Source organism: Pseudomonas sp. H11T01 (assembly GCF_048515765.1).
Lineage (GTDB): Bacteria > Pseudomonadota > Gammaproteobacteria > Pseudomonadales > Pseudomonadaceae > Aquipseudomonas.
Map to the genome: position 1 here is coordinate 428,813 of NZ_JBLYED010000001.1, position 13,348 is coordinate 442,160.

General features: G+C 60.2%; 12 protein-coding genes. 5 read left to right on the plus strand and 7 right to left on the minus strand.

Translation table 11 applies throughout. The annotated features are described in order from the left end of the window. Positions 1 to 16: 16 nt before the first annotated feature. From rsmB to def, 3 genes are all read right to left on the minus strand, one after another. On the minus strand, positions 17 to 1,357 hold the full coding sequence (rsmB, locus tag ACN1C3_RS02105; protein WP_419114117.1) for a 16S rRNA (cytosine(967)-C(5))-methyltransferase RsmB: 1,341 nt from the start codon (positions 1,355 to 1,357) through the stop codon (positions 17 to 19). Continuing rightward, positions 1,354 to 2,313 carry a methionyl-tRNA formyltransferase gene (gene fmt / locus ACN1C3_RS02110; protein WP_419114118.1) on the minus strand — a complete coding sequence of 320 codons (960 nt, stop codon included), beginning with the start codon at positions 2,311 to 2,313 and terminating at the stop codon, positions 1,354 to 1,356. The genes rsmB and fmt overlap by 4 nt, the downstream gene beginning before the upstream one ends. Positions 2,314 to 2,382: 69 nt before the next feature. Next, the gene (gene def, locus ACN1C3_RS02115; RefSeq protein WP_419114119.1) at positions 2,383 to 2,889 is read right to left on the minus strand and encodes a peptide deformylase; all 507 of its coding nucleotides are present in this window, start codon (positions 2,887 to 2,889) and stop codon (positions 2,383 to 2,385) included. Between the two features lie 155 nt (positions 2,890 to 3,044). Here def and ACN1C3_RS02120 point away from each other — a divergent pair, with 155 nt between their 5' ends. The 3 genes from ACN1C3_RS02120 (at position 3,045) to ACN1C3_RS02130 (ending at position 5,887) form a co-directional block, all read left to right on the plus strand. Next, complete coding sequence (locus ACN1C3_RS02120; RefSeq protein WP_419114120.1) at positions 3,045 to 4,070, plus strand: LysM peptidoglycan-binding domain-containing protein; 1,026 nt, start codon at positions 3,045 to 3,047, stop codon at positions 4,068 to 4,070. 88 nt (positions 4,071 to 4,158) lie between these two features. Further along, positions 4,159 to 5,262 carry a DNA-processing protein DprA gene (dprA, locus tag ACN1C3_RS02125; RefSeq protein ID WP_419114121.1) on the plus strand — a complete coding sequence of 368 codons (1,104 nt, stop codon included), beginning with the start codon at positions 4,159 to 4,161 and terminating at the stop codon, positions 5,260 to 5,262. Positions 5,263 to 5,329: 67 nt separating this feature from the next. Then, complete coding sequence (locus ACN1C3_RS02130) at positions 5,330 to 5,887, plus strand: L-threonylcarbamoyladenylate synthase (RefSeq protein ID WP_419114122.1); 558 nt, start codon at positions 5,330 to 5,332, stop codon at positions 5,885 to 5,887. A 142-nt stretch (positions 5,888 to 6,029) separates the two neighbouring features. On the opposite strand, the gene ACN1C3_RS02135 is transcribed toward ACN1C3_RS02130, so the two are convergent. After that, positions 6,030 to 7,007, minus strand: coding sequence for an NADPH:quinone reductase (locus ACN1C3_RS02135; protein ID WP_419114123.1), 978 nt, complete (start codon positions 7,005 to 7,007; stop codon positions 6,030 to 6,032). 167 nt (positions 7,008 to 7,174) lie between these two features. Between ACN1C3_RS02135 and hemF the strand changes: the two genes are divergently transcribed. Together hemF and aroE are read left to right on the plus strand one after the other, a co-directional pair. Next, complete coding sequence (hemF, locus tag ACN1C3_RS02140) at positions 7,175 to 8,083, plus strand: oxygen-dependent coproporphyrinogen oxidase (protein ID WP_419114124.1); 909 nt, start codon at positions 7,175 to 7,177, stop codon at positions 8,081 to 8,083. 16 nt (positions 8,084 to 8,099) lie between these two features. Continuing rightward, positions 8,100 to 8,921, plus strand: a complete 822-nt coding sequence (aroE, locus tag ACN1C3_RS02145; RefSeq protein ID WP_419114125.1) for a shikimate dehydrogenase — start codon at positions 8,100 to 8,102, stop codon at positions 8,919 to 8,921. A 79-nt stretch (positions 8,922 to 9,000) separates the two neighbouring features. Here aroE and ACN1C3_RS02150 read toward each other — a convergent pair whose 3' ends face one another. From ACN1C3_RS02150 to betC, 3 genes are all read right to left on the minus strand, one after another. Next, the gene (locus ACN1C3_RS02150; protein WP_419114126.1) at positions 9,001 to 10,569 is read right to left on the minus strand and encodes a SulP family inorganic anion transporter; all 1,569 of its coding nucleotides are present in this window, start codon (positions 10,567 to 10,569) and stop codon (positions 9,001 to 9,003) included. Between the two features lie 315 nt (positions 10,570 to 10,884). Further along, the gene (choX, locus tag ACN1C3_RS02155; protein WP_419114127.1) at positions 10,885 to 11,805 is read right to left on the minus strand and encodes a choline ABC transporter substrate-binding protein; all 921 of its coding nucleotides are present in this window, start codon (positions 11,803 to 11,805) and stop codon (positions 10,885 to 10,887) included. A gap of 15 nt (positions 11,806 to 11,820) precedes the next feature. After that, on the minus strand, positions 11,821 to 13,335 hold the full coding sequence (gene betC / locus ACN1C3_RS02160) for a choline-sulfatase (protein ID WP_419114128.1): 1,515 nt from the start codon (positions 13,333 to 13,335) through the stop codon (positions 11,821 to 11,823). Positions 13,336 to 13,348 lie beyond the last annotated feature (13 nt).

Genomic DNA, 13,348 nt, shown 5'->3' on the forward strand with positions numbered 1-13,348 from the left:
ACTCCCTTGAAACCGGTTAACCGCGCGCGGCGGCGATCTTGATCAGCTTGGCGTAGTAGAAACCGTCGTGGCCGCCCTCTTGCGCCAGCAACTGTCGGCCGTGGGGCTGTTTGATGCCGGCGGCAGGCTGGCGCTCGCCCTTCTGGGTAAGTTGCCCGGCGATGTCCAACTCGCGAGCACCCGGGGTACGGGCAAGAAACGCCTCGATGACTTCGGTGTTCTCGGTCGGCAAAGTCGAGCAGGTGGCGTACAGCAGGATGCCGCCGACGTCGAGGGTTGGCCACATTGCGTCGAGCAGTTCGCCTTGCAGCATGGCCAGGGCGGCAATGTCATCCGGCTGACGGGTCAGTTTGATGTCCGGGTGACGGCGGATCACCCCGGTGGCCGAGCACGGCGCGTCCAGCAGAATCCGCTGGAACGGCTTGCCGTCCCACCATTTGGCGGTATCGCGACCATCGGCGGCAATCAGTTCGGCGCTGAGACCAAGCCGCTCGAGGTTTTCCTGCACCCGCACCAGACGCTTGGCTTCCAGATCCACCGCCACCACGCCGGCCAACGCAGGTTCGACTTCCATGATGTGGCAGGTCTTGCCGCCAGGTGCGCAGCAGGCGTCGAGCACCCGTTGGCCCGGCGCCAGATCCAGCAGGTCGGCGGCCAGTTGTGCGGCTTCGTCCTGCACGCTGATCCAGCCTTCGGCGAAGCCCGGCAGGTTGCGTACGTCGCCCGGCTCGTTGAGCACAATACCGTCCTGGCTGTAGACGCACGCTCTGCCGGCCACACCGGCGTCGCTCAGCAGCTTGAGGTAAGCATCGCGGGAATGGTGGCGGCGATTGACCCGCAGAATCATCGGCGGATGGGCGTTATTCGCTGCGCAGATGGCTTCCCACTGCTCAGGCCAGAAGGCTTTCAGGGATTTTTGCAGCCAGCGCGGGTGGGCGGTGCGCACCACCGGGTCGTGCTCAAGCTCGCTTAGCAGCGCTTCGCTTTCACGCTGAGCGCGGCGTAGTACGGCATTGAGCAAGGCTTTGGCCCAGGGCTTTTTCAGCTTCTCGGCGCAACCGACAGTTTCACCAATGGCGGCATGGGCCGGGACGCGGGTGTAGAGCAGTTGATAGAGACCGACCAACAGCAGCGCCTCGACATCGGCGTCGGCGGCTTTGAACGGTTTTTGCAACAGTTTTGCAGCCAAGGCCGACAAACGCGGCTGCCAGCGTGCAGTACCAAAGGCCAGATCCTGGGTGAAGCCGCGATCACGGATTTCAACCTTGTCCAGTTGCGTCGGCAAGGAACTGTTGAGCGAAGCTTTACCGTTGAGTACGGCGGTCAGGGCTTTGGCGGCGGCCAGACGCGGGTTCATTGGGCGTCTGCCACTTGGCCGAGCACGGTGCCGACGGCGAATTTCTCACGGCGGCTGTTGAACAAATCGCTGAAGTTCAGCGCCTTGCCACCGGGCAATTGCAGGCGGGTCAGACACAAGGCCTGCTCACCGCACGCGACGATCAGGCCGTCCTTGCTGGCGCTGAGCACTTCACCCGGGGCGCCCTGGCCATCGGCAAGGCTCGCGGCGAGGATTTTGAGGGCTTCACCATTGAGGGTGCTGTGGCAGATTGGCCATGGATTGAACGCGCGGACCAGTCGTTCCAGCTCGACGGCCGGGCGACTCCAGTCGATGCGCGCTTCGTCCTTGTTCAATTTGTGGGCGTAGGTGGCGAGGCTGTCGTCCTGTACTTCACCTTCGAGGGTTCCAGCAGCGAGACCGGCGATGGCCTGAATCACGGCCGGCGGACCCATCTCGGCGAGCCGGTCATGCAGGCTGCCGCCGGTGTCGTCGGCGCTGATCGGGGTGGTGACCTTGAGCAGCATCGGCCCGGTGTCCAGGCCCGCTTCCATGCGCATCACCGTCACACCGCTTTCAGTATCACCGGCTTCGACCGCGCGCTGAATCGGCGCCGCACCGCGCCAGCGCGGCAGCAACGACGCGTGGCTGTTGATGCAACCCAGACGCGGGATATCCAGCACCACTTGCGGCAGGATCAGGCCGTACGCCACTACCACCAGCAAGTCCGGCTTGAGGGCGGCCAGTTCGGCTTGGGCATCGGCATTGCGCAGGGTCGGCGGTTGCAGGACGACAATCCCGTTCTCCAGCGCGAGTTGCTTGACCGGGCTGGGCATCAGTTTTTGCCCACGGCCCGCCGGACGGTCTGGCTGGGTGTAGACCGCAACGATCTCATACGGGCTGTCGAGCAGGGCCTTGAGGTGTTCGGCGGCAAATTCGGGGGTGCCGGCAAAGACGATGCGCAGTGGCTCAGTCATGGGAATTCTCGGTTGAAAACACGCGAAAAAGAAAAAGGCTTGCCGCTGCAAGCCTTTGGAAGAAGGGAATCAAGCGTGCTGGCGATGCAGTTTTTCCAGCTTCTTCTTGATCCGGTCGCGTTTGAGCGTAGACAGGTAATCGACGAACAATTTGCCATTGAGGTGGTCGCATTCGTGTTGAATGCACACCGCCAGCAGGTCTTCGGCAATGATCTCGAAAGGCTGGCCGTCACGGTCCAGTGCGTTGATTTTCACGCGCTGCGGACGATCGACGTTTTCGTAGAAACCCGGTACCGAGAGGCAGCCTTCCTGATATTGGCCCATCTCGTCGGTCAGGACTTCAAACGTGGGGTTGATGAACACCCGTGGCTCGCTGCGGTCTTCGGACAGGTCCATGACCACAATGCGTTTGTGCACGTTGACCTGGGTCGCCGCCAGGCCGATGCCGGGAGCTTCATACATTGTTTCAAACATGTCATCGACCAACTGACGCACTTCGTCGTCCACTACGGCCACAGGTTTGGCGATAGTGCGCAGGCGCGGGTCAGGGAATTCGAGGATGTCTAAAATGGCCATAAGCGTAATTGCTGCACATGTGAGGTAAAGTCAAAGTCGATTGCCTGATGGGTCCGCAGACTCAGGCTACCGTTGTAAAACGCTCTCCAGGAGCGGAGCGAGCCACGGGGGCTCTGGCGTTTCACGCGAACGTACATAATAAAGGGATTCACTGCATGAGGAAATCACTACTCGCCCTGCTGCTGTTGGTCTCGACCGGTATCGCGCAGGCGCAAGTGCAACTCAAGGACGGTTTTCCACAGCATTACACCGTGGTGGCGGGCGACACACTCTGGGACATTTCCGGGAAATTTCTCCGCGAACCCTGGAAATGGCCGGAAATCTGGCAGGTTAACCCGCAAATCGAAAACCCCAACCTCATCTACCCCGGCGACTCGCTGTCACTGGTCTACGTTAACGGCCAGCCACGCTTGACCCTCAATCGTGGGGCTTCACGGGGCACCATCAAACTCTCTCCGCGAATCCGCAGTACGCCGGTGGCCGACGCCATTCCGAGTATTCCGCTGCAAGCGATCAACAGCTTCTTGCTGAGTAACCGCATCGTCGACAAGGTCGAGGACTTCAACAAAGCACCGTATATCGTCGCCGGTGATGCCGAGCGGGTGCTCAGTGGTACGGGTGACCGGATCTACGCACGCGGCAAATTCGACCCGGCTCAATCGGTCTACGGCATCTTCCGTCAGGGTAAGGTTTACACCGACCCACAGAACAAGGAGTTCCTGGGGATCAACGCCGACGATATCGGCGGTGGTGAAATCGTTGCCACTGAAGGCGATGTCGCCACGCTTGCCCTGCAACGCACCACCCAAGAGGTCCGCCTCGGCGACCGTTTGTTCAGCGGCGAAGAGCGGGCGATCAACTCGACCTTCATGCCCAGTTCGCCGCAAGGCGAGATCAACGGCCTGATCATCGATGTGCCACGCGGTGTGACGCAGATTGGCGTGCTCGATGTGGTGACGCTGAACAAGGGCCGTCGTGATGGCTTGGCCGAAGGCAACGTGCTGGCGGTGATGAAAACCGGCGAAACCGTCCGCGATCGTGTGACCGGAACGCAGGTAAAAATCCCTGATGAGCGCGCCGGGTTGCTGATGGTGTTCCGCACCTATGAAAAGCTCAGCTATGGCCTGGTGCTGAATGCATCGCGCTCTTTGGCGGTGATGGACAAGGTAAGAAATCCGTAAAAAAACGGAAACCCTCAACAAGTTACCAACAGACTTATCCACAGCTTGTTCCTGTTTCAGCAAGCCTTATAACGATCAAGGATGATCTATGTCGCTGTTTGCTATTACCACGGTTTCGCCTGCGGAATTGGAAGCCCGTTTGCGTTTGCACCGTCTGCCGGAACTCGGCCCCCGACGTTTTCAAAAGCTGCTCGAAGCCTTTGGTTCGGCCTCGGCAGCCATCAGCGCGCCGGCCAGCGCCTGGCGTGCATTGGGTCTGCCTGCCGGGTGCGCTGAGGCCCGACGCAGCCCCGAAATTCGGGATGGCGCCAGCCATGCATTGGCCTGGCTTGAGCGCCCGGGCCAGCATTTGCTGATGTGGGACCAGCCTGGCTACCCTGCTCTGCTGGCTGAACTGTGCGATGCCCCTCCGCTGTTATTCGTTGCTGGCGATCCGGGCATTCTGGAAAAACCGCAGCTGGCGATGGTCGGCAGTCGTCGGGCTTCCCGGCCAGGAATGGATACCGCCGCAGCGTTTTCTCGCAGCCTTGCCGGTGCCGGTTTTGTCATCACCAGCGGTCTGGCACTGGGCATTGACGGCGCCGCGCATCAGGCCGCTTTGGACGTGGGCGGGCAAACTATCGGTGTGTTGGGCACAGGGCTCGAAAATTTTTATCCACAGCGCAACCGCCAGCTGGCCGAGGCGATGATTGCCCAAGGCAGCGCGGTGGTTTCCGAGTTCCCGCTGGACGCCGGGCCGCACGCCAGCAACTTCCCTCGGCGCAATCGAATCATCAGTGGTTTGTCCCTGGGCGTGCTGGTGGTCGAAGCCAGTGTTGCCAGTGGTTCATTGATCACCGCACGACTGGCAGCCGAGCAAGGCCGCGAGGTGTATGCGATTCCAGGGTCCATCCACCATCCCGGCGCACGCGGTTGCCATCAGTTAATCCGCGATGGCGCGGTGCTGGTCGAGACCATCGAACATATCCTCGAAGCCTTGCGAGGCTGGCAAAATCTGGCACCATCCGAGGTGGCGCCAGCGAAGGCCGATCATCTGTTGTTGCGTTTGCTGCATGCCGCGCCGCATACCAGTGAAGCCTTGGCTGGCGCCAGCGGCTGGGCATTGCCCAAGGTCTTGGCAGCGCTGACGGAGCTGGAGATGGACGGCCGGGCTGTCTGCGAAAGCGGACGCTGGTTTGCGCGGGTAATTTAGGGTGCGCCCTTAGGTTTTATAAGGAAGATCGGTAAACTGCGCAAAGCCTTATTCCGGAGAGTTTTTCATGGTCAACAGTTGGCGTGTGCAACAAGCTGCGCGAGGCGTTCGCGCTGGGGCGGTGATTGCCTATCCAACCGAAGCGGTCTGGGGCCTGGGTTGCGACCCGTGGGACGAGGAAGCGGTGGAGCGCCTGTTGCTGATCAAGGGCCGCTCTGTGGACAAGGGCTTGATCCTGGTCGCCGATAACATTCGTCAGTTCGACTTCCTGTTCGAAGACTTCCCGGAGCTGTGGATGGACCGCATGGCCAGTACCTGGCCGGGGCCGAATACCTGGCTGGTGCCGCATCAAAATCTGTTGCCCCAGTGGATTACCGGCGTGCATGAAACGGTGGCGCTGCGGGTCAGTGATCACCCACAAGTTCGCGATTTGTGCTCACTGGTCGGGCCGCTGGTGTCGACCTCGGCCAATCCACAGGGCCGGCCGGCGGCGCGCACACGGATTCGCGTCGAGCAATACTTCCGTGGGCAAATCGACATGGTGCTGGGCGGTAATCTTGGCGGGCGCAAGAACCCGAGCCTGATTCGTGATCTGGCGACCGGCAGGATTGTGCGTCCGGCTTGAATCAGTGGTGAACCCGATCGCGAGCAAGCCCGCTCCCACACTAGATTTGTGTTGAGCCGCAAATGGATGGTTTAACGCAGAACCAATGTGGGAGCGGGCTTGCTCGCGATGGCGTCCTCACAGACACCTCATGTGTTCGGCCTTACGGCAAAAGGATTGTCGACCCGGTCGTACGTCGAGCCGACAACTCGGTCTGAGCCTTGGCCGCTTCTGCCAGTGGATAACGCTGGTTGATATCAACCTTGATCTTGCCGCTGATGATCATCCCGAACAGCTCATCGGCCATGGTTTGCAGGTTTTCGGCGTTGTTGGCGTAGGTCGCCAGCGTCGGACGGGTCACGTACAGCGAGCCCTTTGCCGACAGAATCCCCAGATTGACCCCATCGACCGCACCCGAGGCATTGCCGAAGCTCACCAACAGACCGCGCGGCGCTACGCAGTCCAGCGAGGTGAGCCAGGTGTCTTTGCCGACACCGTCGTAGACCACCGGGCACTTCTTGCCGTCAGTCAGTTCCAGCACACGCTGTGCGACGTTTTCCTTGCTGTAGTCGATGGTCTCCCAAGCGCCGAGGGATTTGGCGAGGGCGGCTTTTTCAGGCGAGCTGACCGTGCCGATCAACTTCACGCCCAGCGCCTTGGCCCATTGGCAGGCAAGCGAGCCGACACCACCAGCGGCGGCGTGGAACAGGATGGTTTCGCCACCTTTCAGCTCATAGGTCTGACGCAGCAGGTACTGCACGGTCAGGCCTTTGAGCATCACGCCCGCAGCTTGCTCGAAGCTGATGGCATCCGGCAAATGCACCAGATTGGCCGCTGGCAACACATGTACATCGCTGTAAGCGCCCAGCGGACCGCTGCCATAGGCCACGCGGTCGCCGACTTTGAATTGAGAGACTTCGCTGCCCACTGCCTCGACCACGCCCGCGCCTTCGGCACCCAGGCCCGAGGGCAGAGACGGCGGCGCATAGAGGCCGCTGCGGAAATAGGTGTCGATGAAATTCAGGCCGATGGCCTTATTGCTGACGCGCACCTGCTGTGGACCCGGTGCTGCCGGTTGGTAGTCCACATACTCGAGCACTTCGGGGCCGCCATGGGCACGGAACTGGATACGTTTGGCCATCTGCAATCTCCTTTTGTCTTTTCGCGAAAGGCCCCTATCGGACTCCTAAGCTTGATCCTCGTCAACTGCGGCGGAGCAAGTTGCGGTGTTATGCTACGCGCCCATTTGCGTCGGCCTCCCGCTCCGTTCGAAGTGCCGCGTAGCTTTGCCCGATTCAAGGTGATGCCATGACTACCCGCGCCGAGGCCGTAAAAGCCTACCTGCTTGACCTGCAAGACCGTATTTGTGCCGCTCTGGAAGCCGAGGACGGCGGTACTCGTTTCGTCGAAGACGCCTGGACCCGACCTGCCGGTGGTGGTGGCCGCACGCGGGTGATCGAGAACGGTCAGGTCATCGAAAAAGGCGGGGTCAACTTTTCCCACGTGTTCGGCAGCGGCTTACCACCGTCCGCCAGTGCCCATCGGCCTGAACTGGCCGGGCGCGGTTTTCAAGCCCTCGGCGTGTCATTGGTGATTCACCCACACAACCCTCATGTGCCGACGTCCCACGCCAACGTGCGATTTTTCATCGCTGAAAAAGAAGGCGAAGAGCCGGTCTGGTGGTTCGGCGGCGGCTTCGACCTGACACCGTATTACGGCGTCGAAGAAGATTGCGTGCACTGGCACCGGGTCGCCGAACAGGCGTGTGCGCCATTCGGGCCGAATGTTTACTCGCGCTACAAGGCCTGGTGCGACAGCTATTTCTACATCAAACACCGCAATGAGCCACGCGGTATCGGCGGCCTGTTCTTCGATGATTTGAATGAATGGGACTTCGACACCAGCTTCGCTTTCATGCGGGCCATCGGTGACGCCTATATCGACGCCTACCTGCCGATCGTTCAGCGTCGTAAAGCGGATGCGTACACCGAAAAGCAACGAGAATTCCAAGAGTTTCGCCGGGGTCGCTACGTCGAGTTCAACCTGGTTTACGACCGTGGCACGCTGTTTGGCCTGCAGTCGGGCGGGCGCACCGAGTCGATCCTGATGTCGCTGCCACCGCAAGTGCGCTGGAGCTACGATTGGAAGGCCGAGCCGGGTAGCGAAGAAGCGCGCCTGACCGAATACTTCCTGCAAGATCGCGATTGGTTGGCTTAACCCCTGAGGAATTCTGATGGACCGTTACGTCGTATTCGGTAACCCGATTGGCCACAGCAAATCGCCGATGATCCATCGTCTGTTTGCCGAGCAGACCGCTCAGAAACTGGACTACAGCACCTTGCTGGCGCCGCTCGACGACTTTTCCGGCTGCGCCCGGGCGTTTTTCCTTGAAGGCCGGGGGGCTAACGTCACGGTGCCGTTCAAGGAAGACGCCTATCGTCTGGCCAACAGCCTGACGGCACGGGCGCAGCGGGCCGGTGCGGTCAACACCTTGAGCAAACTCGCTGACGGCAGTTTGCTGGGGGATAACACCGACGGCGCGGGGTTGGTGCGGGATCTGACTGTTAATGCCGGGTTCAGTCTCAAGGGCAAACGCATTCTGCTGCTGGGTGCTGGAGGTGCGGTACGCGGTGCGCTGGAGCCGTTACTGGCTGAGCAACCGTCGTCGGTGGTCATCGCCAACCGCACGGTGGAAAAGGCCGAATTGCTGGCTGAGCTGTTCGCCGATCTCGGCCCGGTGTCCGCCAGCGGCTTCGACTGGCTACAAGAGCCGGTAGATCTGATCATCAACGCTACATCGGCCAGCCTGTCAGGCGATGTGCCGCCGATTGCCAGCAGCTTGATCGAGCCGGGCAAAACCGTTTGCTACGACATGATGTACAGCAAGGAGGCGACCGCCTTCTGCCGCTGGGCCAGTGAACACGGTGCTGCGGTGGCAATGGATGGTCTGGGGATGCTGGCGGAACAGGCTGCCGAAGCCTTCTACCTGTGGCGCGGTGTGCGCCCGGATACTGCGCCAGTGCTGGCCGAACTCCGTCGTCAACTGGCTCTTTAAGATCAAAAGATCGAAGCCTTCGGCAGCTCCTACAGGGAAATAACGATCGGCGTAGGAGCTGCCGTAGGCTGCGATCTTTTCAATCTTCAAACCGAATCGGGCATTTCTCTGCCCCTTCCAACTTCCTCAATTCCTCCACCACCTGCGGCCGTGCCCGTCGCAGGGTGAGGCTGCGATCCTGGCGCAGTAACCGCCGTGCTTCCTGGTGGAGCATTTCCACCCCGGAATAGTCGATGAAGTTGATCTGCTGCGCATCGATCACCACCCGCGGGCCATGGAGACGTTGCAGGCGCACTTGCAGGTAATGGCTGGCGCCGAAGAAGATCGAGCCGCCGACCCGCAGAACATCGTCGTCACCGTCGCGCCATTGCTGCACGCTGGGTTGTGAAGTGCGTTTGAGGTAGAAGAACAGCGAGGCGAGCACTCCGGCATAGATTGCTGTCTGCAATTCCAGCAACAGCGTGGCGACGCAGGTCAGCGCCATGACCAGGAACTCGGCACGGCTGACCCGGAACAACGACCGAATACCGCGATGATCCACTAACCCCCAACTGATCAATAAAATGCTCCCGGCCATGCTCGGGATCGGGATATGCGCGATCAACGCCGCGCCGGTGATGGCGAACAACGCCACCCATAACGCGGAAAACACCCCGGCCAGCGGCGAACAAGCGCCGGCTTCGTAGCTCAGACCAGAACGGGTGAAAGAGCCGGCTGACAGGGAACCCGAGAAAAACCCGCCGACGATGTTCGAAAGCCCTTGGGCGCGAATTTCCTGGTTAGCGTCGAGTAATTGCTGCGAACGTGCCGACAACGAGCGGGCAATCGACAGGCTGGTGACCAGGCCGAGCATCCCCACCGCTACGGCGCTGGGCAGCAGGCGCAGCACCAGGTCCAGATCCAGCGGGAGCGGGCTGAAGGGCGGCAGCTTGCCGACGAACGAACTCACCAACTTCACATGGCCGAACATCGCCGGCCATAACCAGACCAGCAGGCCGCTCAGCGCCAACGTGATCAACAGTGTCGGCCAGCGTGGGAGCAAGAATTTCAGGATGATGCCCAACACCAGAGTGCCGAGGCCCAGCACCAATGAAGGTTTTTCCAGATCGCCGATATGGCTGATCAGCGATATCAGACTGTTCAGCGCCGTGGCTTGATTGGGCAAATCGAGTCCCAGCAGGTTGGGCAATTGCCCAAGCGCGATGACCACTGCAGCGCCAAGGGTGAAGCCCAGCACTACTGAGTGGGAGACGAAATTCACCAGTGCGCCGAAGCGCAGCATGCCCAGCAGCCACTGGAAAACCCCGGCGAGGAAGGTCAGAAGCAGGATCAGCGTGACGTAGTCCTGCGAACCGGGTACAGCCAAAGGGCTGACACTGGCATACAGCACAATGGAAATCGCTGCCGTCGGGCCGCAGATCAGATGCCAGGACGAGCCCCAGAGGCAGGCGATCAGCACCGGAATGATGGCGGCGTACAAGCCATATTCCGGTGGCAGACCGGCGATCAGCGCGTAGGCAATGGATTGCGGCAACGCCAGAATCGCCCCGCTCAGGCCAACAATCAGGTCGCGGCCGACACTGGCGCGGGTTTGCCGTGGCAACCAGCTCAGGAAGGGGAAGAGTTTATGGCGATTGGGCCAGGCCATGGGTCCTCTCGGTCAGTGATGTGCAAAAGGCGTCAGGGTGAAGTTTCGATGGGTTGGATGCAAGGTTGAGTTCTTAAGACTGTGGTGTGTCATTAACATCCACCCCTCACCCTAGCCCTCTCCCCGGAGGGGAGAGGGAACTGACTGAGGTGTTTTTCGAGTTGCTGCGACCTGAAAGTCCGAGTCGAACACAAACTCTGAAAATAACAGAGATCGGCTCCCTTTCCCCCTCTCCCCCATGGGGAGAGGGCTGGGGTGAGGGGTGGATTTCAAACCAGACGCAAATCTCGAAAGCCCATCCAATAAACCATCAACTCAAAGCTTCGCCTTCACCGCCACCAACGCATCCTTCCCATCCACGGTCTTCACCCCGTCCAGCCATTTATCCAGCACTGCCGGGTTGGCCCTGATCCAGGCTTTGGCGGCATCGGCGTTAGTGACTTTCTTGTTCACCACCTCGGCCATGATGCTGTTCTCCATTTCCTGGGTGAAATTCAGGTTGGTCAGCAGTTTGCCGACGTTCGGGCAGGCCTGTGCATAACCTTTGCGGGTCAGGGTGTAGACGCTGCCGGTGTCGCCGAAGTACTTCTCGCCGCCTTTGAGGTAATGCATTTTCAGTTGCACGTTCATCGGGTGTGGGGTCCAGCCGAGGAAGGCCACGAAGCGCTGCTTTTTCACAGCACGGGACACTTCAGCCAGCATCGCCTGTTCGCTGGATTCGATCAGCTTCCACTGACCCAGTTCGAAATCGTTTTTCTTGATGATGTCTTGCAACGAGATGTTCGCCGGCGCGCCGGAGCCAATGCCATAGATCTTCTTGTCGAACTTATCCGCATATTTATTGAGGTCGGCAAAGTTATGCACACCCGCGTCCCAGACATAATCCGGTACCGCCAAGGTGAATTCGGTACCGTCCAGGTTCTTCGCCAGTTGGGTGACATCGCCATTGGCTACGAACTTGTCGTAGAAGCCCTGCTGAGCCGGCATCCAGTTGCCGAGAAACACGTCCACTTGACCATCCTTAAGCCCGCCAAAGGTTATCGGCACCGCCAGGGTATCGACCTTGGCCTTGTAGCCCATACCGTCCAACAGAAAACCGGTGATGGCGTTGGTCGCGGCAATGTCGCTCCAACCCGGGTCCGCCATCTTCACCGTGTCGCAACTCTGCTCGGCGTAGGCCGAAACACTGCTCAGAGCCAATAGCCCTGCGGTCAGTACTGTGGATAACCTTTGCATGCTCTTCCCCTTACGTTATTGGTTTTGGCAGGGTTGTGGATAACGTGCTTTACGCTCCAGATCGTCGAGGTCGATGTGGTTACGCATGTACTGCTGACTGGCGTCGACCAGCGGCTGGTGGTCCCAGCTCTTCAGCTTCCCGATGGTCAACGACTGGGCCACAAAGCGCCGGCGACGCTGGCTGGCGAGGACTTGTTGGTGGATTGTCGGGATATCCCATTTCGCCCGCGCTTCGGCAAGAAAATCGTCGAACAGCTGTCGATGTTGTGGCGAATGGCTGAGTTCTTCCTGTTCACGCGGGTCGTTGTGTACGTCGAAGAGTAGGCACGGGTCGTCTTCGCTGTAGATGAATTTCCAGGCGCCGCGACGGATCATCATCAACGGGCCGATGGTGCCTTCGGCCATGTATTCGCCAAAGACCTCGTCGTGGCCGGCTCGCCCTTGCAGGTGCGGGACCAGCGAGCGACCGTCCAGTGGCAAACCGGGTTCCAGCTCACCGCCGGCCAGCTCTACCAGGGTCGGCAGCAAATCGGCTGTGGAAACCGCAGCGCTGACTCGTCCGGCGGCGAATTGCCCCGGTGCACTGACCAGCAGCGGCACGCGGGCGGCCATTTCGAACCAGTGCATTTTGTACCAGAGCCCGCGCTCGCCGAGCATGTCGCCGTGGTCACCGGAGAAGACGATGATGGTGTCGTCGATCAGCCCGGTATCTTCGAGTGTTTGCAGGAGTTTGCCGACGTTGCTGTCGATATAGCTGCACGCACCGAAATAGGCACGGCGGGCGTCGCGGATTTTATCCACAGGCAGCGGCTTGTCCCACAGGTCGTAGACCTTGAGCAAACGCTGGGAATGCGGATCGAGATCGGTCTGCTCTGGCGTCTGTGGCAGCGGAATATCTTCGTCGCGGTACAAGTCCCAGAACGCTTTGGGAATGGTGTATGGGTCGTGGGGGTGAGTCATCGAGACGGTCAGGCAGAACGGCTGATCGCCATCCTCGCGGATGTGGTCGAACAAGTACTGCTGGGCCTTGAACACCACCTCTTCATCGAAATCCAGCTGATTGGTACGCACGCACGGGCCAGCCTGCAGCACCGAGGACATGTTGTGATACCAGCTTGGGCGTACATCCGGCTCGTCCCAGTTCACCGACCAGCCGTAATCGGCCGGGTAAATGTCGCTGGTCAGACGTTCTTCATAGCCGTGCAACTGATCCGGGCCGCAAAAGTGCATCTTGCCCGACAGCGCCGTGCGGTAGCCGAGGCGACGCAAGTAGTGGGCATAGGTCGGCACATCGGCCGGAAAATCGGCTGCGTTGTCGTAGGCGCCGATCTTGCTCGGTAACTGCCCGCTGACCAGGGTAAAGCGTGAAGGCGCGCAGAGCGGACTGTTGCAGTAGGCGGCGTCGAACACCACGCCTTGCGCGGCGAGGCGGCTCAGATTGGGCAATTTGATGGGCGATGGACCGTAGAACGGCAACATTGGCGCGGCCATTTGATCGGCCATGATAAAAAGAATGTTCTTGCGCTTCATGTGATCGCGGCAT